The sequence below is a fragment of the Streptomyces sp. MBT53 genome (assembly GCF_016654115.1).
Taxonomy (GTDB): Bacteria; Actinomycetota; Actinomycetes; order Streptomycetales; family Streptomycetaceae; genus Streptomyces.
In genome coordinates this window covers 1-25,401 of sequence record NZ_JAEQAZ010000114.1, presented here as the reverse complement: position 1 = coordinate 25,401, position 25,401 = coordinate 1, and the positions used below count along the sequence as shown (strand labels likewise).

Genomic DNA, 25,401 nt, shown 5'->3' with positions numbered 1-25,401 from the left:
CTCGCGCAGTTACTCCGCGGCGGCGCCGACCGGGATCTCCATGAGGATCGTGCGGCGCGGGTTGGCGGTCTGGGCCGGCAGGTCGAGCGAGTGCTCCGGCTGCTCCGGCGTCTGCAGTTCGTCGGCGTCGGAGAGGTGCGCCAGCGTCGTGCGTCGCGGGTTGGCAATGTTGCGGAACATCATCGTCGTCTTCACTGTTGTAGTCGACCCTCGTCAGTCCGTGGGTGGGTGGTTGACAGATTGTGCCCTCATGTAAAGCGTCAGGCTAAACATCCAATTCCCGGCCGAACGCGTGAAGAGCCCATGATCCGCATGTGAGTTTGCTCACCACCCTGTGGGCATACCGACCAATTCGGACCCGCAACTCACCTCAACGAAACGGACATTGACCCCCTGAAGCTGTCATTCCGCTCCTGATCATGGCGACTTGGGCACAACCCACGCCTCACGGGATGGTGCGGATTTGCCCACTTTGGAGTGAATAGCTTTCTACGTCTCGTGACACTGTCCTCACGGGGTGTCACACAGGTCACAGCCTGGCCTACGGGCCTTGTTGGAGATCCGGCACTGTGCTGGAATTCCACGGACCGCCGCAGAATCAGCCCGGCGCGCAGGGGGCGCAACGCAGCGCCGAGGGCGGCGGAAGGGGGAGCAGCGCCGGTCACTCACGACCACACATGGGGTGCGCGTTCAGGGCGCTCCCCAAGACGCCGACACCGTCCTTCCGTTCGCGCGGGGGACGCCTGGTCCAGAGGTTGCGACGCTAGTGCAGGGACGTTTCAAGAGGGATGGCAGTGCTCCGGCGGAGCCGGAGCCGCATGGCGGGGCTGGCCCCAACACCGGCAGCTCCTCGCCCCAGCACGCCCAGAACCCGGGCCCGGCACCGTCAGGTGAAGGCGGGGCCCCCGGGCGCCCCGGTGTGTCCGCAGCCCCGACCCCCACGCCCTCGGTGAAGCCGCCGAGCGGCACCCCCGGACCCGGCTCGCGCGTCGCGCTGCGCAACTGGCGCATCTCCACGCGCCTGGTGTCACTGCTCGCGCTCCCCGTGGTCGCGGCCACCTCGCTGGGCGCCCTGCGCATCAGCGACTCCATGACCGACATCCAGCAGCTCGACAACATGAAGCTGCTGACGGACATGACCAAGCAGGCCACCGAGCTGGCCACCGCGCTCCAGGAGGAGCGCGACCAGTCGGCCGGTCCCCTGTCGCACGGCGTCAAGGCCACCGACTACCAGATCAAGGGCTTCGCCGAGAAGACCGACCGGGCCCGCGACAACTTCATCAACTCCTCGGAAGAGATCGACAGCGCCAGCAGGAACGGAAACCTGCAGGGCGTCCGCGAGACCGTCGTCGGTCTCGCCACCGAGCTGGACAACCTCGACCGGATCCGCAAGACGGCGTACCAGTCGAAGTCCAACTCGACGCAGACGGTCGACGCCTACCACCGTCTGATCACCCAGCTGCTCGACCTCTCGCAGGACATGGCAGAGGCGACCAGCAACCCGGAGATGATCCAGCGCACGCGCGCCCTGGCCGCCTTCTCCTCGGCCAAGGAGTTCGCGTCCGTGCAGCGCGCCGTCATCGCGGCGGCCCTGCCGGCCAACAACACGACGACCGGCAAGCTCTCCGACAACGACCGGCTGTACGCCGACTCCGCGCTGGAGAGCGAGAAGTCGGACCTGAGCATCTTCCGCAACATCTACGGCGACCAGGGTGCCGAGCAGCTCATCCAGCCCATCGAGGACGGCAACGCCACGATCGACGCCGCGGACAAGTACGCGGAGCGCGCCCTCGCCAACACGAACGGCCTGGCCTCGCAGGACAAGCGGTCGTACAAGGACTGGATAGACGACAGCTCGACCAAGATCGAGCAGATGAAGAAGATCGAGCACACGCTCCTTGAGGACATGGAGCAGAAGGCCCGCGAGCTGCGCTCCGCCTCCGAGCGCGAGGCGATCATCTCCGGTGCGCTGATCCTGCTCGTGCTCGGTGTCTCCCTCGTCGGCGCCTTCGTCATCGCCCGGTCCATGATCCGCTCGCTGCGCCGGCTCCAGGAGACCGCCAACAAGGTCGCCCAGGACCGGCTGCCCGAGCTGGTCAAGCAGCTCTCCGAGTCCGACCCGCAGGACGTCGACACGTCCGTGGAGTCGGTCGGTGTGCACTCCCGGGACGAGATCGGCCAGGTGGCCGCGGCCTTCGACGACGTGCACCGCGAGGCGGTCCGCCTCGCCGCCGAGCAGGCCCTCCTGCGGGGCAACGTCAACGCGATGTTCACCAACCTCTCGCGCCGCTCCCAGGGCCTCATCCAGCGTCAGCTCTCGCTCATCTCCGAGCTGGAGTCCCGCGAGGCCGACCCGGACCAGCTGTCCTCCCTCTTCAAGCTCGACCACCTCGCGACCCGCATGCGCCGTAACGGTGAGAACCTTCTCGTTCTCGCCGGTGAAGAGCCCGGCCGCCGCTGGACCCGTCCGGTCCCGCTGGTCGACGTGCTCCGCGCCGCTGCCTCCGAGGTGGAGCAGTACGAGCGCATCGAGCTGTCCTCCGTGCCGACCACCGAAGTGGCCGGCCGCGTGGTCAACGACCTCGTGCACCTGCTCGCAGAGCTGCTGGAGAACGCGACCTCGTTCTCCTCGCCGCAGACCAAGGTCAAGGTCACCGGTCACGCGCTGCCCGACGGCCGCGTCCTGATCGAGATCCACGACACCGGTATCGGCCTCTCCCCCGAGGACCTCGCGGCGATCAACGAGCGGCTCGCCTCGCCGCCCACCGTGGACGTCTCGGTCTCCCGCCGCATGGGCCTCTTCGTGGTCGGCCGGCTGTCCCAGCGTCACGGCATCCGCATCCAGCTGCGCCCCTCCGACTCCGGTGGTACGACCGCGCTGGTCATGCTCCCGGTCGATGTCGCCCAGGGCGGCAAGAAGCCCGCTCCGGGCAAGCAGGGCCAGCCCGCTGTCGATGCGGCGGCTGCCGCCGCCGGTGCCGGTGCGGCCCGCCGGGGCAACGGTCAGGGCGGCTCCGCCGTCGGCGCGGGCGCTCCGGCGAACGGCGGACTGCTCGGTGCCGGTGCCGCTCCGCGCGGCCAGGTCGGTTCCGGTCAGGGCCCGCGGGCCGCGCTGCCCGGTGCGGGCGGTGGACGTCCGGGTGGTCCCGGTGGCCCGGGTGCTCCCGGCGGTGCGCGTGGGCCGCAGGGTCCCTCTGCGCCGCAGGGCCGTCCGGCGGCCGGTTCCGGTGCCGGTCTCTTCGGCCAGGCTCCGGGCGCCCCCCAGGGCCTGCAGGCGGCCGGTACGGGTGCCCCGCAGGGCTTCGGTGACGGACGTCAGGACGCCTTCGGCGGGACGCCTCCGCAGCAGCAGAACGGCGGGGTTCCCCCGCAGCGTGCGAACAACGAGCCCGAGCCGCCCCGCGGCGGTGGCCGGCGCCGTGGGCGTCAGCCGCAGCTCCCGCCGCGCGGTGGTGCGCGGGCCGAGCTGCCCGGCGGCAACAACCAGCGCCCCAGCTGGAGCGACGAGAACGCGCAGCCCCCGCTGGGCCGCGGCAACCTCGACGCCCCGCGCGGTCACGACGAGCGCGACGCCGAGCAGACCTCCCGGATGCCGCGCATCGACGACCGTCAGGGCCCCGGCACGCAGGAGATGCCGGCGATCCCCCGCATGGACGCGCAGGACAGCAGGCAGTTCCCGCGCCCGGGCACCAGCGGACCGCAGGACACCGGCTCCTTCCCGCGCCCCGGTGCGGGCGGACCGCAGGACACGGGTTCCTTCCCCCGGCCGAACGTCAACGGGTCCCAGAACACGGGCCAGTTCCCGCGTCCGGGCGCCAACGGGTCGCAGTCCAACGGCCAGTTCCCGCGGCAGGACTTCGACACCCCGCGTCCTGGTTCCAACTCGCAGCAGAACGGCGGCCAGTTCGTCCGCTCGGACGTCTTCGGCTCCCCGAACAGCCCGGCCAACAACCCGTCGAACCCGGCCAACACGGGACAGTTCGCCGTCCCGCAGGCCTACGACGGCAGCTCCACCGGCCAGTTCGCGACTCCCGGTTTTGACAACGGGTCCACCGGTCAGCACAATCTGCCGGGCCGTCAGAACCCCGGGAACACCGGGCAGTTCGACCGTCCGCAGGTCAACGGGAACCGCAACGGCGCCGACTTCGGCACCGCGCGTCCGCCCGCCCCGCAGCGTCCCACCCGCCAGGAGCCCGAGGCGTTGCCGCCTGCCACGGGTCCCGGTGACGGCAGGACGCCGCTGTACGACACGCTGGAGACCAACTGGTTCCACGGCCAGCAGGCGGAAGCGCAGAGCCAGAGCAACGGCTCCGCGCCCGCCCCGCAGCCGCAGGCACCGCAGGCTCCGGCGACACCCCCTCAGCGTCCCACGGGCGGTACCTGGCGCAGCTCGCCGAACGACGATCTCGTTCGGCAGGCGGAGCGCGTACGGCAACCGGCCGCGGGCGGCGTCACCACCTCCGGCCTGCCGCGCCGGGTGCCCAGGGCGAACCTCGTCCCGGGCACGGCTCAGCAGCAACAGCACCAAACCGGTCCGCAGGTCTCGCGTGCGCCTGATGACGTACGCGGCCGGCTGACCAATCTCCGTCGGGGCATCGCACAGGGCCGCCAGGCCGGTACGGGTACCGGCCAGACCGGCAGCTTCCCCAGCCCCACTCACCAGCAGGAGCGTTAGTTGAGCCAGATGAGCCAGGCGGCACAGAACCTCAACTGGTTGATAACCAACTTCGTGGACAACACCCCCGGTGTGTCCCACACCGTCGTCGTATCCGCCGACGGACTCCTTCTGGCCATGTCGGAAGGCTTCCCGCGCGACCGCGCCGACCAACTCGCGGCCGTGGCATCCGGGTTGACCTCGCTGACGGCCGGGGCTTCCCGAATCTTCGAGGGCGGCGATGTGGCGCAGACCGTAGTGGAGATGGAGCGAGGGTTCCTCTTCCTCATGTCCGTCTCGGACGGTTCGTCGCTGGCGGTGCTCGCGCATCCCGAGTGCGACATCGGCCTCGTCGGCTACGAGATGGCACTGCTCGTCGACCGTGCGGGGGCGGTCCTCACGCCGGACCTGCGCGCCGAACTCCAGGGCAGTCTGCTTCACTGACCGGCCCCGGCACCACCCGTCTCACCAAATCACCGTCCGGCCGCCACAATCCCCCCACCGGCCCTGTCAGACGGCTAGCCCGACCGACTTGCTGTCCCGCCCGGAGGATTCATGACCCCGCCCACCGCCTCTCATGATCCGTACGCCGAGCCGTACGGGGACGAGGGCGACCAGCCGCTGGTACGTCCGTACGCGATGACCGGCGGCCGGACCCGGCCGCGCTATCAGCTCGCCATCGAGGCACTGATCAGCACCACGGCCGACCCGGCAGCGCTGATGGGACTGCTCCCTGAGCACCAGCGCATCTGCCACCTGTGCCGTGAGGTCAAGTCGGTCGCGGAGGTGTCGGCACTCCTCGCCATGCCGCTCGGTGTGGCGCGGATCCTCGTCGCGGACCTCGCCGAGGCCGGACTGGTGGCCATCCACCAGCCGGGCGGCGACGAGAACAACGGCGGCGCACCGGACGTGACGCTGCTCGAAAGGGTGCTCAGTGGACTTCGCAAGCTCTGACGGAGGGCGGGCGACCACCTCCGCGAAGATCGTGGTGGCGGGTGGCTTCGGCGTCGGCAAGACCACGTTCGTGGGTGCCGTCTCGGAGATCAACCCGCTGCGCACGGAGGCCGTCATGACGTCCGCCTCGGCGGGCATCGACGACCTCACCCACACCGGGGACAAGACCACCACCACGGTGGCCATGGACTTCGGCCGTATCACCCTGGACCAGGACCTGATCCTGTACCTCTTCGGTACGCCGGGTCAGGACCGTTTCTGGTTCATGTGGGACGACCTGGTGCGCGGCGCGATCGGCGCCGTCGTCCTGGTCGACACCCGCCGTCTCGCCGACTGCTTCCCGGCGGTCGACTACTTCGAGAACAGCGGGCTGCCTTTTGTCATAGCCCTCAACGGTTTCGACGGCCACCAGCCGTACAACCCGGAGGAGGTGCGCGAGGCCCTGCAGATCGGGCCGGACGCACCGATCATCACGACCGACGCCCGGCACCGCTCGGACGCCAAGAGTGCGCTGATCACGCTGGTCGAGCACGCGCTGATGGCCCGACTCCGGTAGCTGTCGGCGGGCCTCGACATGCAGTTCTCAAGTCGGCAGCGCCATACGGCAGTTGTCGTAGACGCCCTGGAGCCGGCTGTGCCTTTTGACACGGTCGGCCCCGGTGTTCATAACGTTTCGGCAGTGGAATCGGGTGTTACGGCAACGCGTCGCGGTCATCCGGTGTCACTGCGCTAACAAAGCCTCGCCTTTTGGCGGGGCTCGCTCTTTATGACCGTTTTATCTGGGACTTACATCACTTGGAATCCGCCGTTCCGACTGTTTGGAATCGCGCAGGCTGACGTGCTGGAATGCCTGAACTGCCCAATAGTCAACGACGTACTGATAGTCAGAGTCCGTTGACGGGCCTGAGACACTGCGGCACGAGGATAGGTGCCGACCGCCGGAAGGTTGTTGGTCGAGTGAGGCGAAGCAAGAACGGTCCCGAGCCGTCGGCCCGGGGCAACTTCACCCCGCCGCCGCGCGGAGCGGCGCCCGCCCCTGTGCCAGGCTCGGAGCCCTCGGCACCACCCCCTCCCAGCGGGGGCCGTTTCTCGCCCCGCAACTGGCGGGTGCCGACCCGGCTGAACGCGATCCTGCTCATACCCGTGGGCGTCGGCCTCATCATGGGCGGCTTCCAGGTCAAGAGCTCGATCGACACCTGGCAGAACGCCGAGGACGCGGAGAAGACCGCCCGCGTGGTGCAGGCCGCGCTGACCTACAGCAACGCGGTCACCAACGAGCGTGACGTGACCGCCGCCCCGCTGCTGGAGGGCAAGGGCCAGAAGAACGCGACCGTCGTGGCGGCCCGCAAGGCCACCGACGACGCGGCCGACGTCTTCGACAAGGCCGTGCAGAACATGCCGGACTCCCCGGGCCTGGAGCGCCGCCTCAGCCGCTTCCGCAAAGTGGAGCCGTCGCTGCAGACGGTCCGGGCCAACGCCTACACCTCCAAGATGAAGGGCGTCCAGACCGAGGAGAGCTACGTCAACCTGGAGCACCCGCTCCTGGAGTTCTCCAACGAACTGGGCCTCGGCACCGGCAACATCACCAGCTACGGCCGCTCGGTCTACGCCATCGCGCTGGCCAAGGGCGCGCTCTCCCTGGAGCGCTCCATCGGCACCCACCTGCTGATCAACCCCGGCCCCGACGCGAACAGCCTGGCCACCCAGCGCACCGCCCTCACCTCGTACGCCTACCTGGAGGGCATCGCCATCCAGGAGTACCAGGCCGGTGGTACGGACGCGGACATCGCGAAGCTGAACACCGCCCTGACGAAGGTGCAGACCGACGGCACGGCCCTGGTCAAGCAGGCCGCCGCGCAGGCGAAGGCCGCCGGCAAGACGTATGTGCCGCCGCCGAGCGCGATCAAAACGGTCACGGCCATGTCGCAGCTGGACACCACCGACATCGCGGCGCGTGACGCCCTTGCCCAGCAGGGCATCACCGCGCAGAACTGGTGGGCGGGCACGACCCTCAAGTACGAGGCGTACCGCAAGATCGAGGAGGACAAGGCCGACATCGCGGTGAGCGAGGCCTCGGACATCGCGAACAACGCCAAGCGTGACGCCATCATCACCGGTGCCGCCGTCGTCGTCGCCCTGCTCCTCGCCTTCATCCTCGCCGGCGCGGTCGCCCGCCAGATGAGCCGCTCGATGCGCCAGCTGCGCAACGCGGCCTTCGGCATCGCCGAGCAGCGGCTGCCGATGCTGGTCGACCAGCTCTCGCGCACCGACCCCGGCCGGGTGGACACCCGCGTGCAGCCGATCCCCATCAGCACCACGGACGAGATCGGCGAAGTCGCGAGAGCCTTCGACCAGGTCCACCGTGAGGCCGTACGACTGGCCGCCGAGCAGGCCCTCCTGCGGGGCAACATCAACGCGATCTTCACCAACCTCTCGCGCCGCAACCAGTCCCTGATCGAGGGCCAGCTGACCCTGATCACCGACCTGGAGAACAACGAGGCCGACCCGGACCAGCTGGAGAACCTCTTCCGCCTGGACCACCTCGCGACCCGTATGCGCCGCAACGGCGAGAACCTCCTCGTGCTCGCCGGCGAGGAGCCCGGCCGCCGCTGGGACCAGCCGGTCCCGCTGGTCGACGTACTGCGCGCCGCCTCCTCCGAGGTGGAGCAGTACGAGCGCATCGAGCTGTCGGGTGTCCCGGAGGCCGAGATCCACGGCCGCGCGGTCACCGACCTCGTGCACCTGCTCGCCGAGCTGCTGGAGAACGCGACGACGTTCTCCTCCCCGCAGACCAAGGTCCGCGTCACCGCGACCCGTCTCCCCGACGGCCGCGTGATGATCGAGATCCACGACAAGGGCATCGGCCTCACCGCCGAGGACTTCGCGGACATCAACCACAAGCTGGCCAACCCGCCGACCGTGGACGTCGCGATCTCCCAGCGCATGGGCCTGTTCGTGGTCGGCCGCCTCTCCGACCGGCACGGCATCCGCGTCCAGCTCCGCCCCTCGGGCGAGCAGGCCGGCACCACCTCGCTGGTCATGCTGCCCGACGCGATCACCCACGGTGGCGGTGGCGAACAGCAGCTCCAGCGCGACGAGTTCACCGTCTCGCAGATCATGCCGGAGCAGCCGCAGTACCAGGGCGAGGACTTCAACCGCGCCCCGCTCACGGCCGCCGAGCTCGGCTTCGACGACACCCGCTACCCCGAGGTGCCGGACGACATCCGCGAGCTCGACCCGGTCGGCCGCTCGCTGATGCGCGAGGAGCGCCGGGCGGCCCTGGAGTCCCAGAAGCCGGGCCAGGAGGCCCTGGAGGCGGGCACCTACCAGGAGTTCGCCGAGTTCGAGGAGCCCCAGCAGCAGCCGTACGCCGAGAACGGGCAGCAGGCGTACCAGGAGCAGCCGACGGCGTACAACGGGCAGCAGACGTACGAGGAGCAGCAGCAGACGTCGTACGACGAGCCGCTTCAGCCCGCTTACGACGAGCAGTACTTCGCGCCGAACGGCAACGGGACGCAGAACGACACCTTCGCCGACTCCTTCGCGGCCAACGGCGGATACCCGGAGCCCGGGTATGCGGAGCCGGTGCAGGAGGAGCACGCGTCGGCGCACTCCGTGGCCCCGGAGACGTATCCGGGCTTCGAAGAGCCGTCCTATCAGGACGACTGGCCGCAGCAGGACGGTTACCGCAACGGTTACCCGGACCAGTACGCTCCGGAACCGGAACCTTCGCAGGCCGCTGACGTGAGTGAGCGGGATCACGTAGGCTTCGACCGTCCGGGACCGGCCCCCTCGGCTGTCCACGCGCTGACCGACGCCGGGCTGCCGCGCCGCGGTTCGGCCGCGAAAGGCACCAACGGTTCGCAGCCCGCGCGCCAGGAGTCGTCGGCCTCCGCCCCGGAGAGCAGCACCAACATCTTCGGTACGGCGAACGGCACCGCGAACGGAAACGGCAGCGCCAACGGCAGCACCGGGACCGTGGACTGGCGCTCGGCGAACGACGAGCGGTGGCAGCAGGCCTCGGCGCTGAAGAAGCCGAAGGCCGGCGGGGTCACCTCCTCCGGCCTGCCGAGGCGGGTACCCAAGGCCAACCTGGTCGAGGGCACCGCCGAGAGCACCCCTCAGGGCGGCCCCCAGGTCTCCCGCGCTCCCGAGGACATCCGGGGCAGGCTCAGCAACCTGCGCCGCGGCGTCCAGCGGGGTCGCAGTGCGGGAAGTGAAACGAACGGTCAGGGTTTCGGCTCTGACAGCACCTACAACCAGGAGCGTTAGTGTGAGCCCGATGAGCCAGGCGGCGCAGAACCTGAACTGGTTGATCACCAACTTCGTGGACAACACCCCCGGTGTCTCCCACACGGTGGTGGTCTCCGCCGACGGACTCCTTCTGGCGATGTCCGAAGGTTTCCCGCGTGACCGTGCCGACCAGCTGGCGGCCGTAGCGTCGGGTCTTACCTCCCTCACCGCCGGTGCCTCGCGCATCTTCGAGGGCGGCAGCGTGAACCAGACGGTTGTGGAGATGGAGCGGGGATTCCTCTTCATCATGTCCGTGTCCGACGGTTCCTCACTCGCGGTTCTCGCACACCCCGAGGCGGACATCGGCCTCATTGGGTACGAGATGGCCCTTCTGGTGGACCGCGCGGGCACGGTCCTGACCCCGGATCTTCGAGCAGAGCTCCAGGGGAGCCTTCTCAACTAACCAGCGGACGGTGCGTTTTGGCGTCCCGAGGCCATAAGGTTTCGGGACGCGGCTCCACATTGATGGGTGCCCGGCACAGTCGGAGGAGGAGAAAGTGGCAACACCCCCAGGCGGTTCGTCTTCGGGCAACTGGTCGTACGGCCCCGGCCAGGGGCAGGGCGACGGTTCCGGGAACCGGTACAACTTCCCCTCCTCGCCCTCCCCGCGTCACCCTCAGTACCCGCAGGGCCCCGGTCCGTCACCGTACGACCAGCCGCCGGCGCCGCGCATCCAGCCCGTGCAGCCGCACCGACGCTCCCCCGAGGCAGCGCCCGCGGGTTCGTCGAGCAACCCCCTGGTGCGTCCGTACGCCATGACCGGCGGCCGGACCCGCCCCCGCTACCAGCTCGCCATCGAGGCGCTGGTGCACACCACCGCGCAGCCGCACCAGATGCAGGGCCAGTTGCCCGAGCATCAGCGGATCTGCAACCTCTGCCGGGAGATCAAGTCGGTGGCCGAGATCTCGGCCCTCCTGACGATCCCTCTCGGTGTGGCCAGGATCCTCGTCGCCGACTTGGCGGAGGCGGGCCTGGTCGCCATTCATCAGCCCGGCGGCGACGAGAACGCCGGCGGCCAGCCAGATGTGACACTGCTCGAAAGGGTGCTCAGTGGACTTCGCAAGCTCTAGCGGCGGTCCTTCCCGCTCCACCACCTCGGCGAAGATCGTGGTGGCGGGTGGCTTCGGCGTGGGCAAGACCACGTTCGTCGGGGCCGTCTCGGAGATCAACCCGCTGCGTACCGAGGCCGTCATGACGTCCGCTTCCGCGGGCATCGACGACCTCACCCACACCGGAGACAAGACGACCACCACGGTCGCCATGGACTTCGGACGCATCACCCTGGACCAGGACCTGATCCTGTACCTGTTCGGCACCCCCGGCCAGGACCGCTTCTGGTTCATGTGGGACGACCTGGTACGAGGCGCGATCGGCGCGATCGTCCTGGTCGACACCCGCCGTCTCGCCGACTGCTTCCCCGCGGTCGACTACTTCGAGAACTCGGGTCTCCCCTTCGTCATCGCCCTCAACGGCTTCGACGGCCAGCAGCCGTACAACCCCGACGAGGTCCGCGAGGCCCTGCAGATCGGCCCCGACACCCCGATCATCACGACGGACGCCCGGCACCGCGCCGACGCGAAGTCGGCGTTGATCACCCTGGTGGAGCACGCGCTGATGGCACGCCTGCGGTAGTCCAACTCGCTTGCGCCAAGGGGCCCTTTCCTTCGGGAGAGGGCCCCTTTGTCGTACCCGGCTGCCACAATTGCCTTCTGCTTCTGCGGACTTGGGGGGACGCGGATGAGTGCCGAGTTGGCTGCGGTGCGCCTGGGACAGGCGGTCGCGACGAGTGCGGTGCGGTTTTGGCTGGGAGGGCGGCGACGCGAGCAGGAGCGCCGGGCGGGTATGTCGGAGCTGATCCGCACCGGGGTTGCCGGGCTGCGCTCGCAACGGAGTGTGGAGCGGCAGTTCGAGGAGATCGCGGACGCGGTGGCGGCCAAGATCGAACCGTTGCTGACCCAGGAGTTCGCCGACCTGGAAGAGAACGAGCGACTGGCTGCGATTCAGGCGGTCACGGACACCTTCGCCTACGCCGACCTGTCGGACGAGGCGGTGCTGGAATCCGACGCCGAGGCCGCCGAACTGGTGCGCCGCATACACCGTGAGGCACCGCAACCGATCGGCTTGGGCGAGGCCGCCGAACGGTACTACGAGCTGCTCTTCGCCCAGTGCTGCGAGTACTACGTGCGCATCCTGCGCCGGCTGCCCGTCTTCACCGAGCGCGCGGTCGCCGAACTCCTCAGTCGTACGACGTCCCTGGGCGCCGAACTCGCCCGTGTACTGGAGCGGTTGCCGACCCGCTCCCTGTACGCACCCGAGGGCACCGACGAGGACAAGGCATTCCTGCTGGAGTACCTGACGCTGGTGAGCCGTTCGCTGGACGAGGTGGAGCTGTTCCGACTCGCCTCGGAGCAGGTGACCCGGGCCAGGCTGTCGGTGGCGTACGTGAGCATGCGGGCCACCTCCGACGACGGCCGCCGCCGGACGGCCCCGGGGAGCCGCCCCCTGCTGCGCACCGGCCTGAGGAACTGGGAGGAGTCCGAGAGTACGGGGATGCGGGTGGAGAGCGCCCTCGGCGGCACCTCCCGCGTACTGCTGCGCGGCGAGGCGGGCTCCGGCAAGACCACGCTGATGCAGTGGCTCGCAGTCACTGCGGCCCGTGGCGCCTTCGCTGGCCCGCTGAGCGACTGGAACGGCCTGATCCCGGTCCTGGTCAAGCTACGGCGGTACGCGGGCCGTCAGTTGCCCCTCCCTGAGGCCCTCTTGGACGGTGTGGCGGGCTCACTCACCGGTCACATGCCCAAGGGCTGGATGGACCGGGGACTGCGGGATGGACGTGTCCTGCTCCTGGTAGACGGCGTGGACGAACTGCTCGCCGGGGAGCGGCGGCCGGTACGGGAGTGGCTGCGCGGCCTGCTGGCCGCGTACCCCGGCATCCGTGTCGTCGTCACCTCTCGCCCAGCCGCTGCGCGCACTGACTGGCTACACACGGAGGGATTCGCCACATACCAACTGGACCGGATGGCCCCGGCCGACCTCACCGCGTTCGTACGGCAGTGGCACCGCGCGGTACGCGAACAGGGCGACGAACTCCCTTGTTCTGTGGAGGAGTTGCCCCAGTACGAGCGTTCCCTGCTGACCAGTCTCCAGGACCGCCCGCACCTCCAGTCTCTGGCGGCGAACCCCCTCCTGGCCGCCCTGATCTGCGCCCTGCACCTCAGCAAAGGCCGCCAACTCCCCCGCAATCGCATGGAGTTGTACAAGATTGCACTGGAGACGCTGGTCCAGCACCGTGACGCGGACCGGCGGGTCCCGAGCTCGCTGGACACCCAACTGACATTGACGGACAAGCTGTGTGTGCTGCGGGATCTTGCGTGGCGGCTGTCCGACAACAACCGCAGTGAGATCGACGTCGAGCAGGCCTGCCGCCATGTGACGTCCCGGATGGCAGGGATGCGGCACCTGGACGCAGCCGACGGACGTGCCGTACTGGACCATCTGGTGGCCAGGTCGGGAGTCCTGCGCTCCCCCGTCGAGGGCCGCGTCGACTTCGTGCACCGCACCTTCCAGGAGTACCTCGCGGCCCAGGACGCGGCGGACGAGGACAGCATGGGCAACCTCGTCGAGCGGGCCCACCTGGATCTGTGGCGCGAGACGATCGTGATGGCGGCGGGTCACGCGAACCTGCGGCAGAGACGGGAGTTGGTGAATGGCGTCCTCGACCGCGCCCGCGACGAGCCACGTTACGCCCGCCGGCTACGGCTGCTCGCAGCGTCCTGCCTGGAGACGATGACGAGCGTCCCGGACGACCTGACACGGCGGCTCGACGATGCACTGGGAACGTTGGTGCCGCCGAAGAGGGCTTCCGAGGCGAGGTCATTGGCAGCGGTGGGGACGTCGCTGGTGCGCCGCTTGCCTACGTCCTTGGAGGGGATGTCAGTGTCGGCGGCGCAGACGACTGTGCGTACGGCGGCGCTGATCGGGGGTGAGGAGGCGTTGGAGCGGCTTGCAGCGTATGCGGTGGGAGCGGGCGGACGTATACCGCAGGAACTTGTCGAGGTGTGGGAGTACTTCGATCCTGATGAGTATGCGAGCCGGGTACTGTCCGTCCTGCCACTGGACGAGGTTGTTCTGCGTGTGGCCCACCTCGCTCAGTGGCCCGCAGCGGTGCGGTTGCGGGACGCGCACCGGGTATGGCTCGACTACGAATTGGCAGACGGGCTCGCCTCCACAGCGGCTTTCGGAGAACTGAACTGGCTTTGGGTGCCGCAGTTGCGCGGCACCAGCGATCTCTCACCTCTGCGGCACCGGAACGGACTGAGCAATCTCATCGTGTGGGGCATGAACGACCTGCCTTTGTTGGACGTCGAACCTCTCCGTGACCTGACCGCTTTGACCAACCTCCATCTCCAGGACTGGGTTTCGGTGCCTCCGCTCGAAGCCCTCCCTGCCCCAGAGACGCTAACCAGCCTTTCGCTGGGCAGACTCGCCGAAGACGTCGACCTGAGCCCACTGTTTGAGCGAACCAACTTGCAGTCCCTGACGCTGCAAGGCAGCGGCACTCCACGGGGTACCGACAATTTGGCGCAGTTGAGGGCCATGAAACAAATGACCTTGTGGAATTTCGACCTCAGCACATGGTTCCGCACTCTTGAGGCATTGCCTCCCAGAACAACGGCGTTGTCTCTGCACAACTGTCAGCTACCGCGCGACCTAAGCCCCATCGCCGCGGTGAACGAGTTACGGAACCTGGACCTGCGGGGCTGTCGGATCGCCGACGAACAATCCCTCACCCTCCATACCCTGTCTCGCACCCCGGATCAGTCACCGCTGACCGTGACGATCCACCGCACCAACCAGCTGCCAACCGCCCCCATCCCAGGCGTCCGCGTCAAGTACCGCTGACGGCCCCGCCCTCCACCAAGGAGAACGGGGCCGTCGTAAGCGCGTTGACGCAGAACTCAGTGCCAGCTGTGCGGCGCCCGGAACCCGCCCTCGCGCTCCAGCCGGCGCCAGCCGGCCTTGCGCAGGGGACGGTGGGGCTCAGTCGTGGGGGCGGCCGCCGCGCGGGCCAGGAGGATCGCCGTGATCGCGGCGACTTCCTCGGGCTCGGCGTGGCCCTTCTCGACACGAATGTCAGGGGTGCTCATAGGTCTCAGTCTCCGTGAGAGAGGTTTCCGCACGGGTAGCGCGGAGGGTCCGCTGGGTTACTGCGGGGGGTTGCCGTGCTTGCGCGAGGGAAGGTCCGCGTGCTTGGTGTGCAGCATCGCGAGCGACTGGATGAGTACCTCGCGGGTCTCGGCCGGGTCGATGACGTCGTCGACGAGTCCGCGCTCAGCCGCGTAGTACGGGTGCATCAGCTCGGACTTGTACTCCTTGACCATCCGCGTCCGCATGGCCTCGGGGTCTTCGGCGTCGGCGATCTGACGGCGGAAGATGACGTTGGCGGCACCTTCGGCGCCCATCACGGCGATCTCGTTGGTGGGCCAGGCGTAAGTGAGGTCCGCACCGATGGACTGGCTGTCCATGACGATGTAGGCGCCTCCGTACGCCTTGCGCAGGATGAGCGAAATCCTCGGCACGGTGGCGTTGCAGTACGCGTAGAGCAGCTTCGCTCCGTGCCTGATGATTCCGCCGTGTTCCTGGTCGACGCCGGGAAGGAATCCCGGGACGTCCAGAAACGTAACGATCGGAATGTTAAAAGCGTCACACATCTGGACAAAGCGCGCAGCTTTTTCGCTCGCCTCGATGTCCAGGACGCCCGCGAGGGTCTGCGGCTGGTTGGCGACGATGCCGACGACCTGGCCGTCGAGGCGGGCCAGCGCGCAGATGATGTTGCGGGCCCAGCGCTCGTGGATCTCCAGGTAGTCGCCGTCGTCGACGATCTCCTCGATGACCTTGGCCATGTCGTACGGCCGGTTGCCGTCGGCCGGGACCAGGTCGAGCAGGATGTCGGAGCGGCGGTCGGCGGTGTCGGAGGACTCGGCGCGGGGCGGGTTCTCGCGGTTGTTCTGCGGGAGCATCGACAGGAGGTAGCGCACCTCGGCGAGGCAGGTCTCCTCGTCGTCGTAGGCGAAGTGGCAGACACCGCTCGTCTCGGCGTGCACGTCGGCGCCGCCGAGGCCGTTCTGGGTGATCTCCTCGCCGGTGACCGCCTTCACCACATCCGGACCCGTGATGAACATCTGGGACGTCTCGCGGACCATGAACACGAAGTCCGTCAGGGCGGGCGAGTACGCCGCGCCGCCCGCGCACGGGCCGAGCATCACGCTGATCTGCGGGATGACTCCGGACGCCTTCGTGTTGCGCTGGAAGATGCCGCCGTAGCCGGCGAGCGCGCTGACGCCCTCCTGGATACGGGCACCGGCGCCGTCGTTCAGCGACACCAGCGGAGCACCCGCCGCGATGGCCATGTCCATGATCTTGTGGATCTTCGTGGCGTGGGCCTCGCCCAGCGCGCCGCCGAAGATCCGGAAGTCGTGCGCGTAGACGAAGACCGTGCGGCCCTCGACCGTGCCCCAGCCGGTGATGACACCGTCGGTGTACGGCTTCTTGGCCTCCAGGCCGAAGCCGACGGCGCGGTGCCTGCGCAGCTGCTCGACCTCGCGGAAGGACCCGGGGTCGAGGAGCAGGTCGATGCGCTCCCGGCCGGTCAGCTTCCCCTTGGCGTGCTGCGCCTCGGTCGCCTTCTCGCTCGGGCCGGCCAGTGCCAGGGCACGGATCTCGTGCAGTTCGGCCACTCGCCCGCGCGCGTCCGTCGGCTCACCCGGCGCCTCATCCAAAACGGTCATGTACCGACCCTACGAAGCACACCAAGGATTGTGCGCCGTCGACTCTGCACAGTCTCCGGCCCGTTTTCCTGGTACCACCGAACAGAACCTCACCGGCATGCAGCCGTTCCGACTGCTCAGGGGGCGCGCCCGTTGTAGGAGTCACACAAAGGCGTCAGCTGAGAGCCACCTCACATTCACATAGGGAGGATGCCATCCCCGGAGTGACTCCCGGGGTGGCCCCGGAGTGATTCTCGCGTTGCCGACCCCACCGGGAGGGCGTACTCGTAGTAGTTGGTGAAACACCCTGCGGATGATGTTGAAAATTGAATGGAATAGGTCTACGGTCCTTCGTGTTGGCATCGTTGAACATTCAACAGCTTCACCCCCCGCACTCCCGTCCCCCCTTAGGAGCACGTCATGGGCATCTTCGGCCGCAAGAGCGACGAAACCGAAACCACCTCGGCCCCCGCCGCCGTCAACCCCGACCTGGCCGCGCTGACCGGTGACTACAGCATCGACCCGTCGCACACCACGCTCGGCTTCACCGCCCGCCACGCGATGGTCACCAACGTCAAGGGCAAGTTCCTCGACTTCACCGGCACGCTGCACCTGGACGGTTCCGACCCGGCCAAGTCCACCGCGTCCCTGGACGTGAAGATGGAGAGCATCGAGACGGGCTCCCCGGACCGTGACGGTCACCTCAAGAGCGCGGACTTCTTCAAGACGGAGGAGTTCCCCACGATGACCTTCCGTTCCACCTCCGCGGAGGCCCTGGGCGGCGACGACTACCGCATCACCGGTGACCTGGAGATCCTCGGCACCACCAAGCCGATCACCATCGACCTGGAGTTCAACGGCGCCGCGAAGGACCCGTTCGGCAACGAGCGCGTCGGCTTCGAGGGCAAGGCGGAGATCCTGCGCTCCGAGTTCGGCCTCACCTGGAACGCGTCGCTGGAGACCGGCGGCGTCCTCGTCTCCGACAAGATCAAGCTGAACTTCGACATCTCGGCGATCAAGAGCGCCTGAGGTCGTTTCCCCCCTTCACCCCGTCGACGACGACCGTCGGCGGGGTTGATGTGTTCCGGGGGTGTGGCCGAAGGCGCGGCGGAAGACGTCGATGAAGCCGCTCGCGGACGACCAGCCGCACTGATGGGCGACGGTGGTGACCGAAGTGTCCTCGGCGAGCAGCACCAGGGCGCGGTACAGGCGGAGTTGGGTACGCCACTGCGGGAAGCTCATGCCTAGGTCGGACTTGAAGAGCCGCGAGAGCGTACGGTCGCTCGCCCCGACCTCTCTGCCGAGCGCGGCCAAGGTGCGGTCGTCGGCCGGGTTTTCGCGCAGGATCTCGCAGACTGCCCGCAGGAGAGGGGCAGTTGGGGTGGGCAGGTGCAGGGGTTGCTGCGGCGAGGCCTTCAACTGGTCGAGCAGCACGGCTCGTAGGCGGGCGCGTTCGGGACTGCCGTCGTCCGGGGTGTGCGTGTAGGCGAGGATCAACTCCCTTAGCAGGGGCCCGACTTCGAGAACGGTCGGCTGGTCGAGCCCCAGTGGGTTGTCGCTCGCGGGCAGGCCGAGCAGCCGTAGTTCGAGATCGCCGTGGGCCTGGTGGGCGTGCACCGTGCCGGCCGGTACCCAGATGGCGCGGGTGCCCGGCGCGATCCACGACCCCGCGCTGGTCGTCACGGCCAGCACGCCGCGCCCCGCGTAGACGATCTGGTGGTCGTCGTGGCGGTGGGCGTCGATGGCGGCGCCGGGGGCCAGCCACTGGATGCGGGTCGGGGCCACCGGCTCATGGCGGATTTCTGTCATTGTCTGGCAGTTTATCGGAAGCGCGACAGGTCGCCCAGCGATGAGCATGGCGATATGTCAAGGATCAACAGCTCAAGCATCAACGCGTCCCGGAACAAGGCGATCACGCTGCTGGCGGTCGGCCATGCCTGTGTGGACATCTACCAGGGCGCGGTCGCCGCGCTCATTCCCTTCTTCGTCGCCGAGCGCGCCTACAGCTATGCCGCGGTGTCGGGCATCGTGCTCGCCGCGTCCCTGCTCTCCTCGGTGGCGCAGCCGGTGTTCGGTCTGCTGACCGACCGCTGGGCGATGCCGTGGATCCTGCCGCTGAGCACGGTCCTCGGCGGACTCGGCATCGCGCTGAGCGGCCTGACCGGCTCCTACGCGCTCACCCTGGTGTTCGTGGCCGTGTCCGGTGTCGGGGTCGCCGCGTACCACCCGGAGTCCGCCCGGGTCGCCCGGCTCGTGAGCGGGGGCAGCCACAGCGCGATGGGCTGGTTCTCGGTCGGCGGCAACCTCGGTTTCGCCGCCGCGCCGCTCATGGTCAGCGGCGTGATCGCCACCGGCGGCCTGCGCCTGTCACCGCTGCTCGTGCTTCCCGCCCTCGCCGGCAGCGTGCTGTGCCTGCCGGTGCTGCGCGCGCTGGGGAGGCGGGAGAGTGGCGCCACCCACGGCACGGTCCCGGTCGGCACCGACGACAAGGCGTCGTTCGTCCGGCTCTCGCTGTCCGTGGTCCTCCGCTCCATCGAGTTCATCGGCCTGAGCACCTTCATCTCGCTCTACGCCCAGCAGCGCATGGGAGGCGGTACGGCGTCCGGCACGCTGGCGCTGTTCGTTCTCTACCTCGGGGGCGCCCTGGGCTCCGTGGTGGGCGGAAACCTCGCGGGCCGCTGGGACCGGGTGACGGTCGCCCGCTGGTCGTACGTGCTGACGATCCCCGCCATCGCGGGCACGGTGTTCGTCCCCGGCCCCGCGTTCTACGTCTTCGTGGCGCTGGCGTCGCTCGCCCTCTACGTCCCCTTCTCCCTGCATGTCACCCTCGGCCAGGACTACTTGCCCACCCGCGTCGGCACGGCCAGCGGCATCACACTCGGCCTGACCGTCAGCATCGGCGGCATGGTCACTCCCCTGATCGGGGCGGTCGCCGACGCGACGTCCCTGCGGACGGCGCTGACCCCGCTGATCGTGCTGCCGGTGCTGAGCTGGCTGCTGTTCCGGGGGCTGCCCGAACCGACCGCACCGGGCAACGGCCTCCCCTCGGCCGAGCCCGTCGGGCCTACTTCCCTGCCGTACCGGGCTTCCCACTGAGGGACTCCCGATAGATGTCCCCGTAGGTGCGCTGGTCCTTGATCAGGTCGTCGGCGAAGGCGGCGACGTCGGTGCCGATGAGTTCCAGGACTCCCTTGCCGTCCGCGGCGCCCTCCTCGAAGAATTCGACGATTCCCGGGAGCAGGGTCAGGTCGGGCAGCTCGACGGGGCCGACCTTGAAGTAGTACTTCTGGATTTCCTTGTAGACGATCTGGTAGTCCGGCGGGAGCGCCTTGACCCGCGCCATGTGTGCCCGCCAGTGCTTCTTGCCCTCGATGATGTTCTGAATTCCCACGTCAGCCTCCCAGCCGGGCCAATTTCCGGGCGACGTTCCGGTTCAACTGCTCGCGCCACCGGTCGCGATAGCTCCGGGTTCCCTCTCCGCCGGCCAGCGCCGCGCAGAAGCCCGCGACGTCGTCGCCCAGTACGTCGTGAATGCTCTGGCCGTCCGCCGCGGTCTCCTCGAGCAGCGCCAGGGCGCCGTCGGCGATCGGCATCAAGTTGCGGCCCGTGAAGCCCGAGTACGGGGTGAGGTGGACCTTGATCTCCTCCCATGCCGCCCGGTGGTCGTCCGGCAATGCCTCGGCCCGGGCTTCGAAGCCCTTCCATTCCCGGGTGAGGTCGCTGCCGGTGATGGTCTGCCAGTAGTTCATCGCCCGCCCTCCTTCAGCTTGTTGATGCGTGCGGAGAGGTAGTCCCATTTCGCCCAGAAGCGCGTGAGCTCTGTGCGTCCCGCTGCGTTGAGCGCGTAGAACTTGCGCGGCGGTCCCACCCCTGACGGTCGCTTCGTCACCTCGACGAGCCCGTTCTTCTCGAGTCGCAGCAGGATCGTGTAGACCGTGCCCTCGATGACGTCGGCGAAGCCGAGTTCATTCAGCCGGCGTGTGATGGCGTACCCGTAGGTCTCCTCAGCGCCGATGATCTCGAGCACGCAGCCCTCAAGGGTGCCCTTCAGCATCTCCGTCAGGTCGTCCATCGCCGGTCTCCGCTCCGCCCGTTCCCGGTACTGTGTAGTACCGAGTACCACTATACGGTATCACCGAGTAGCTGAGCCAGAGGTTCGCGGTGTCAGACCACGGCGAGGCGGTCCACCAGCAGCCGGGTCCTTCGTTCGGCATCGGCCGGGGGCAGGCGTCCCGCTCGGGTCAGGGTGGCCAGGCCGTGCAGGGAAGCCCAGAACACCTCGGCGAACAGGCCCGGTTGGACGCCCTCCCCCGCGACCGCGTCGAGGTTCTCCAGCAGCGCGGCGAAGGCGTCCTTCATCGGCGCCGGGGTATCCTCCTGCGCGAACGCCAGGCCGCCGTCGAGCTGGAACATCGCGTCGTAGACCGCCGGGTTGCGCTCGGCGAAGTCGAGGTAGGCGCGGGCGAGAGCGGCGGCCCGGGCGCGCGGGCCGTCCGCCGCGGAGGCCGCGGCCCGCAGCTCTACGGCCATCTCGGCGGCGCCCTGGAGGGCGACGGCGCCGATGATCTCGCGTTTGCCGCGGAAGTGGCTGTAGAGGACGGGCTGGCTGTACTCGATGCGCTCCGCGAGACGGCGGGTCGTGACCGCGTCCCAGCCCTGCTGTTCGGCGAGTTCGCGGGCCGTCGCCAAGATGAGGCGCTCGCGGCCCGCCCGTTCGCGCTCCTTGCGTTCCTGTACCGACATGATTCGATCCTAGCACCGCTAGACATTCGAGCGGCAGTAGGGCTAGCGTTGCATCATCAGCTAGCAACGCTAGAAATGAGGGAGAGTCGTCATGCTCACCGCACTTGAGGTCTTCACCACCGTGGTCGTCGGCGTGATGGTCGGGGTGGAGTTCTCCGTCGCCTTCGTCATGAACCGGATCTTCAACGCCCTCCCCGACGACAGCGGCCAGCTCGCCCGCGCCCACGGGGGCCGGATGCTCGGCGCCGTCATGCCGTTCTGGTACATCGGCTCGCTCGTCCTCAGCGCGGTCTGGGCCGTCGCCGAATGGCACCACTCCGGCGCCGGCCTCGTCGTCACCGCCGCCGCGCTGCTGGTCGTGAGCGTGGTCATGTCGATCCTGCTGCTCGTCCCGATCAACAACCGGGGCAAGACCTGGACCCCCGAGAACCGGCCCGCCGACTGGAAGGAGCAGTTGAACCGCTGGGACCGGTACCACTACGTCCGCGTCGCGATCATCGTCGCCGCGTTCGCCTTCCTGGCCGCGGCCCTCACCTGAGCGCGAACTCGTACCACACGACCGTGCCAGGGTCCCGTTGCCCCACGCCCCACTTGTCCGACAGCGCGGCGACCAGCATCAGGCCCCGCCCCTCCTCCGCGTCCAGTTGCCGGTACGGCGTACGCACCTTGCGGAGTTCTGTGGTGCCACTGTCGTGGACCTCGACACGGAGGACTCCGTCGGGGTGCAGGGACAGGTGTACGGCGAACCCCCGGCCCGGCGGTACGCCGTGGAGGATCGCGTTGGTCGCCAACTCGCTTACGCAGAGCAGCACGTCGTCGCTCCGCTCGGTGGCGGACCAGGCGGTGAGCGTCTCCCGCGTGAAGTCGCGGGCCAGGGCGACCGATCTGCGGTCCCGGCGGTAGAACGCCTCGCGGGTGTGGCCTTGTTGGAGTTGTTCGTTCACGGGACCACTGTCACAGGGAGTCACTATCGTGGGTCAGTGAGTGAGGTCGTAGTTCTTTTTGCTACGACCTCACTACGACGTCTTCGGGTGTGCGCGGGGGAAAGGGACACGCATGCAATCGGCGAAGAGGCCTAAGAAGGTCGGCACTTGGGAAGCGGTGGGTGGGCTGGTCGCCCATTTCCGGAGGAAGGCGGGGTACACGCAGGAGCGGTTCGCCGAGATCGCGAGGGTGCACATCGACACCCTCAGGTCCATCGAGCAGGGCCGGCTCGCACTCCAGGAGGACCGGGCGAAGCAGTTCGACGAACTGCTGGGTACGGGTGAGGCGTTGTTCGCGCTGGTGGACAAGTTGCCCGTTCGGGAGCGGATGCCACAGTTCGCTCAGGAGCTGGCCGACAACGAGCAGGAGGCGCTCAGCATTCTGTCGTATGAGAGCCAGGTGATCCCTGGGCTGCTCCAGACCAGGGACTACTGCCGCGCCATGTTCGAGTACCGGTATCCACGGCTCGGGAACGAGACTGCTGAGCAGTGGGTGGACAACCGGATGGAACGGCAGTTGATCTGGCAGCGCGAGCAACCCCCCGTGGGCCACTTCATCATCGAAGAGAGCGTCCTGCGGAGGCAGGTCGGCGGACCAGAGGCAATGCGGGCGCAGATCCGTCAGATCCTGGACTGCACCGAACCCGTACACATGAGCGTGCAGATCATGCCCATGGATCGCACGCCGCACGCCTGCCTCGCCGGGCCCATGGTGCTGCTGGAGACCCCTCACCACCAGCGCCTGGTCTGGCTGGAGGTGCAGCGCGCCAGCTTCCTCGTAGAGGATCCCGACGAGGTCAGCGACTATCACCACAAGTATGGAATGCTGCGGTCACAGGCCCTCACTCCTGACGAGAGTGCGCGCCTCTTGGACGGACTGCTAGGAGACTGATGAACACTGTGGACGCGCTGGCGTGGTTCAAGTCCAGTTACAGCAGCAACGAGGGGGGCGACTGCATCGAAGTCGCATACGCCTGGCGGAAGTCCACTTACAGCAGTGACGAGGGCGGCAACTGCATCGAAGTCGCCGCCCACCCCTCCGCCATCCACATCCGTGACTCCAAGGTGGCTGCCGGGCCCATCCTCACCGTCGCTCCTGCCACTTGGGGCGTCTTCCTCGGCACGGTCACGCAATGAACACCGCAGCACCGCAGTGGTTCAAGTCCAGTTACAGCGGCAGCCAGGGCGGGGACTGCATCGAAGTCGCCGCCCGTCCCTCCGCCATCCACATCCGGGACTCCAAGGTTGCCGCCGGGCCCATCCTCACTGTCACCCCCGGCACCTGGGCCGGCTTCCTCGGCGCCGTCACGCGTCCCGCAGTCTGAACCACACTCCCCCGGCTCCCAACAAGCCCACCGCGTAGGCCGCCAGGACGGACAGGCCCGGCCACGGGGCGATCGCCAGGTCGCTCAGGTTCTTTGTCGCCTGGATGGACAGGGCCGCCGGCATCGGGGCCCAGCGTTGCAGACGGTGTTGCCAGGTCGGGGAGTTGACCAGGTGGGACAGGATCGGGACGACGTAGAGGATGCCGAGTCCCAGGGTGATCGAGCCTGCCGTGTCGCGGAGCAGGGTGGCCAGGGACAGGCCCAGGAGTGTTACCAGCACCAGGATCAGGATCGAGCCCGTCGCCGGTCGGAGCAGGGCACCGTCCGGCGGGGTCGGGAGGATCACGCGGGCCAGGCCGAGGGAGGACAACACCCCCAACGCCCCTGCCGCCGCCGTCAGTAGCGACAGCGTCACCGCCTTCGACGCCAGTACCCGCCATCTGCTCGGCATCGCGGTGAGCGTCGTGCGGATCGTGCCCGTGCTGTACTCCGCGCCTATCGACAGGGCGCCCAGGACGAGGCATATGGCCTGGCTCAACTCGACGCCCGACAGGGTCAGTTTGGTCGTATCCGCGTTGCAAGGGGACGGGCAGATGCGGGTCGTGACCGACGAGGCCGCCGCCGCTCCGATCGCCGCCGTGAGGACGACCGTTGCCGCCAGGAGCCACCAAGTGCTGGGCAGGGTGCGGAGTTTGGTCCACTCGGCGTGGAGGAGGCGCTTCACGCGTCTCGCCTCCTTACCGTCCAGGCCGCCAGCAGGAGTGCTGCCACGGTGTAGGCGACCAGGACTGCCAGGCCGTTGTACGGGGTCAGGGGGTAACAGCCGCTCTCCGGGAGGCAGTTGTGCTGGACCTGCGGGTAGTACGTCTTGCCCTGCTCGATCGCGAAGGCCGCTGCCGGGGTGACCCGTAGGAGCCATTGCGCCGCGGGGAGCGGGAAGGCGAACGAGAGGATCTGCGGGAGGACCACGAGGACGACGACCGTGGCGATCGTGCCCGCGCTGTTGCGCAGTACCACTCCCAGGGACAGGGCCAGGACCGCCACCAGGGACAGGAGTGCCGCGCTGCCCACCACCGCCCGCAGGGACGGGTTCTCCAGGAGGGACAGGTCGGGGAACTCGGGGGGCTTGAAGCCGTTGGAGCGCAGGGTCTGTTGGGCCCAGACGTAGCCGACTGCCGTGGCCAGCAGGCCTGTTGTGAAGGTGATCGCCGCGACGACGGACGCCTTCGCCGCCAGCACCTTCAGCCGGGACGGGGTCGCCGTGAACGTCGTACGGATCAGGCCCCGTTTGTATTCGGTCGTCACGAAGAGCGTGCCCAGGGCCGTCATGAAGAGGAGGCCGACGAAGACTCCCTGGAAGCCCATCTGGACCAGGTCGGGGCTGTTCTCCTCGGGGGCGATGTCACCCTGGCCGGTGAGGGTGTAGGTGCCGGTCGGGGACACCTGGGTGGTGTTCGACGGCACGTTCCGGGCGTTCGGGTCGCCCGGGCCGGTCGCGCCGATGTCCGTGCTGGTCCAGCCCGCGCCGGTCGACGCGCCCTGAAGGGTGAGGTGGTCGAAGGTGCCGGTGACCGTGGTCCGGCCGGACGTCGCGCTCGTGCCGCCGAAGGAACGCCTCACGACCTCGTGATCGGGAGTCCCCAGCAGCAGGCCCACCTGAACCGTCCCCCCCAGCCCCGCGC

At 68.5% G+C, this 25,401-nt stretch carries 25 protein-coding genes and 1 pseudogene; 15 read left to right on the top strand and 11 right to left on the bottom strand.

Annotated features, from left to right (window positions below; genetic code table 11):
• Positions 1 to 9: 9 nt before the first annotated feature.
• Positions 10 to 195, bottom strand: a complete 186-nt coding sequence (locus JHN45_RS33155; protein WP_200713356.1) for a hypothetical protein — start codon at positions 193 to 195, stop codon at positions 10 to 12.
• Between the two features lie 571 nt (positions 196 to 766).
• On the opposite strand from JHN45_RS33155, the gene JHN45_RS33150 reads away from it, so the two are divergent.
• From JHN45_RS33150 to JHN45_RS33110, 9 genes are all read left to right on the top strand, one after another.
• Positions 767 to 4,675: a nitrate- and nitrite sensing domain-containing protein gene (locus tag JHN45_RS33150; RefSeq protein ID WP_201052685.1), complete on the top strand. Its 3,909-nt coding sequence runs from the start codon at positions 767 to 769 to the stop codon at positions 4,673 to 4,675.
• A gap of 9 nt (positions 4,676 to 4,684) precedes the next feature.
• The gene (locus JHN45_RS33145; RefSeq protein WP_005479910.1) at positions 4,685 to 5,098 is read left to right on the top strand and encodes a roadblock/LC7 domain-containing protein; all 414 of its coding nucleotides are present in this window, start codon (positions 4,685 to 4,687) and stop codon (positions 5,096 to 5,098) included.
• Between the two features lie 111 nt (positions 5,099 to 5,209).
• On the top strand, positions 5,210 to 5,608 hold the full coding sequence (locus tag JHN45_RS33140; RefSeq protein WP_019058642.1) for a DUF742 domain-containing protein: 399 nt from the start codon (positions 5,210 to 5,212) through the stop codon (positions 5,606 to 5,608).
• The gene (locus tag JHN45_RS33135) at positions 5,589 to 6,164 is read left to right on the top strand and encodes an ATP/GTP-binding protein (protein WP_006375318.1); all 576 of its coding nucleotides are present in this window, start codon (positions 5,589 to 5,591) and stop codon (positions 6,162 to 6,164) included. Before JHN45_RS33140 ends, JHN45_RS33135 begins: the two co-directional genes overlap by 20 nt.
• A gap of 401 nt (positions 6,165 to 6,565) precedes the next feature.
• Complete coding sequence (locus tag JHN45_RS33130; protein WP_201052679.1) at positions 6,566 to 9,880, top strand: nitrate- and nitrite sensing domain-containing protein; 3,315 nt, start codon at positions 6,566 to 6,568, stop codon at positions 9,878 to 9,880.
• A 10-nt stretch (positions 9,881 to 9,890) separates the two neighbouring features.
• Positions 9,891 to 10,304 (top strand): roadblock/LC7 domain-containing protein, encoded by a 414-nt coding sequence (locus JHN45_RS33125; protein ID WP_005479603.1) that lies wholly within the window; start codon positions 9,891 to 9,893, stop codon positions 10,302 to 10,304.
• Between the two features lie 94 nt (positions 10,305 to 10,398).
• Complete coding sequence (locus JHN45_RS33120) at positions 10,399 to 10,971, top strand: DUF742 domain-containing protein (RefSeq protein ID WP_200686380.1); 573 nt, start codon at positions 10,399 to 10,401, stop codon at positions 10,969 to 10,971.
• Positions 10,952 to 11,533 carry an ATP/GTP-binding protein gene (locus JHN45_RS33115; protein ID WP_009314218.1) on the top strand — a complete coding sequence of 194 codons (582 nt, stop codon included), beginning with the start codon at positions 10,952 to 10,954 and terminating at the stop codon, positions 11,531 to 11,533. The genes JHN45_RS33120 and JHN45_RS33115 overlap by 20 nt, the downstream gene beginning before the upstream one ends.
• A 105-nt stretch (positions 11,534 to 11,638) precedes the next feature.
• Positions 11,639 to 14,803, top strand: coding sequence for an NACHT domain-containing protein (locus JHN45_RS33110; RefSeq protein ID WP_201052676.1), 3,165 nt, complete (start codon positions 11,639 to 11,641; stop codon positions 14,801 to 14,803).
• Between the two features lie 56 nt (positions 14,804 to 14,859).
• Here JHN45_RS33110 and JHN45_RS33105 read toward each other — a convergent pair whose 3' ends face one another.
• Entirely contained in the window at positions 14,860 to 15,048 is a 189-nt protein-coding gene (locus JHN45_RS33105) for an acyl-CoA carboxylase subunit epsilon (RefSeq protein ID WP_200713359.1), read from the bottom strand.
• Between the two features lie 57 nt (positions 15,049 to 15,105).
• The gene (locus tag JHN45_RS33100; RefSeq protein ID WP_200713360.1) at positions 15,106 to 16,689 is read right to left on the bottom strand and encodes an acyl-CoA carboxylase subunit beta; all 1,584 of its coding nucleotides are present in this window, start codon (positions 16,687 to 16,689) and stop codon (positions 15,106 to 15,108) included.
• A gap of 399 nt (positions 16,690 to 17,088) precedes the next feature.
• Here JHN45_RS33100 and JHN45_RS33095 point away from each other — a divergent pair, with 399 nt between their 5' ends.
• The gene (locus JHN45_RS33095) at positions 17,089 to 17,697 is read left to right on the top strand and encodes a YceI family protein (protein WP_200713361.1); all 609 of its coding nucleotides are present in this window, start codon (positions 17,089 to 17,091) and stop codon (positions 17,695 to 17,697) included.
• Between the two features lie 15 nt (positions 17,698 to 17,712).
• Here the strand turns inward: JHN45_RS33095 and JHN45_RS33090 are convergent, their stop codons facing one another.
• Positions 17,713 to 18,477, bottom strand: coding sequence for a helix-turn-helix transcriptional regulator (locus JHN45_RS33090; RefSeq protein ID WP_200713362.1), 765 nt, complete (start codon positions 18,475 to 18,477; stop codon positions 17,713 to 17,715).
• A 54-nt stretch (positions 18,478 to 18,531) separates the two neighbouring features.
• Between JHN45_RS33090 and JHN45_RS33085 the strand changes: the two genes are divergently transcribed.
• Entirely contained in the window at positions 18,532 to 19,764 is a 1,233-nt protein-coding gene (locus JHN45_RS33085) for an MFS transporter (protein WP_201052674.1), read from the top strand.
• Here the strand turns inward: JHN45_RS33085 and JHN45_RS33080 are convergent.
• From JHN45_RS33080 to JHN45_RS33065, 4 genes are all read right to left on the bottom strand, one after another.
• A complete protein-coding gene (locus JHN45_RS33080) occupies positions 19,733 to 20,059 on the bottom strand; it encodes a DUF1048 domain-containing protein (protein WP_200713364.1) in 327 nt (108 codons plus the stop codon). The two genes, JHN45_RS33085 and JHN45_RS33080, sit on opposite strands and share 32 nt — an antisense overlap.
• 1 nt (position 20,060) lies before the next feature.
• A complete protein-coding gene (locus tag JHN45_RS33075) occupies positions 20,061 to 20,417 on the bottom strand; it encodes a DUF1048 domain-containing protein (protein ID WP_201052668.1) in 357 nt (118 codons plus the stop codon).
• Positions 20,414 to 20,740 (bottom strand): PadR family transcriptional regulator, encoded by a 327-nt coding sequence (locus JHN45_RS33070; protein ID WP_200713366.1) that lies wholly within the window; start codon positions 20,738 to 20,740, stop codon positions 20,414 to 20,416. Before JHN45_RS33070 ends, JHN45_RS33075 begins: the two co-directional genes overlap by 4 nt.
• A 92-nt stretch (positions 20,741 to 20,832) precedes the next feature.
• Positions 20,833 to 21,411, bottom strand: a complete 579-nt coding sequence (locus JHN45_RS33065) for a TetR/AcrR family transcriptional regulator (RefSeq protein WP_201052666.1) — start codon at positions 21,409 to 21,411, stop codon at positions 20,833 to 20,835.
• 91 nt (positions 21,412 to 21,502) lie between these two features.
• On the opposite strand from JHN45_RS33065, the gene JHN45_RS33060 reads away from it, so the two are divergent.
• Complete coding sequence (locus tag JHN45_RS33060; RefSeq protein ID WP_201052663.1) at positions 21,503 to 21,949, top strand: DUF1772 domain-containing protein; 447 nt, start codon at positions 21,503 to 21,505, stop codon at positions 21,947 to 21,949.
• Here JHN45_RS33060 and JHN45_RS33055 read toward each other — a convergent pair.
• Positions 21,942 to 22,355 (bottom strand): ATP-binding protein, encoded by a 414-nt coding sequence (locus JHN45_RS33055; protein WP_201052662.1) that lies wholly within the window; start codon positions 22,353 to 22,355, stop codon positions 21,942 to 21,944. The two genes, JHN45_RS33060 and JHN45_RS33055, sit on opposite strands and share 8 nt — an antisense overlap.
• A gap of 112 nt (positions 22,356 to 22,467) precedes the next feature.
• Here JHN45_RS33055 and JHN45_RS33050 point away from each other — a divergent pair, with 112 nt between their 5' ends.
• From JHN45_RS33050 to JHN45_RS33040, 3 genes are read left to right on the top strand one after another with little or no spacing between them, the layout of a single operon-like run.
• A complete protein-coding gene (locus JHN45_RS33050) occupies positions 22,468 to 23,286 on the top strand; it encodes a helix-turn-helix transcriptional regulator (RefSeq protein ID WP_201052660.1) in 819 nt (272 codons plus the stop codon).
• Entirely contained in the window at positions 23,286 to 23,531 is a 246-nt protein-coding gene (locus JHN45_RS33045; RefSeq protein WP_201052658.1) for a DUF397 domain-containing protein, read from the top strand. Before JHN45_RS33050 ends, JHN45_RS33045 begins: the two co-directional genes overlap by 1 nt.
• Complete coding sequence (locus JHN45_RS33040; RefSeq protein ID WP_200713372.1) at positions 23,528 to 23,719, top strand: DUF397 domain-containing protein; 192 nt, start codon at positions 23,528 to 23,530, stop codon at positions 23,717 to 23,719. Before JHN45_RS33045 ends, JHN45_RS33040 begins: the two co-directional genes overlap by 4 nt.
• Here JHN45_RS33040 and JHN45_RS33035 read toward each other — a convergent pair.
• Both JHN45_RS33035 and JHN45_RS33030 read right to left on the bottom strand, forming a co-directional pair.
• Positions 23,700 to 24,443, bottom strand: a complete 744-nt coding sequence (locus JHN45_RS33035) for an ABC transporter permease subunit (protein WP_201052656.1) — start codon at positions 24,441 to 24,443, stop codon at positions 23,700 to 23,702. The genes JHN45_RS33040 and JHN45_RS33035 overlap by 20 nt on opposite strands.
• Positions 24,440 to 25,401: pseudogene (locus JHN45_RS33030) on the bottom strand (ABC transporter permease subunit); the annotation flags it as partial. The pseudogene JHN45_RS33030 and the gene JHN45_RS33035, both read right to left, overlap by 4 nt.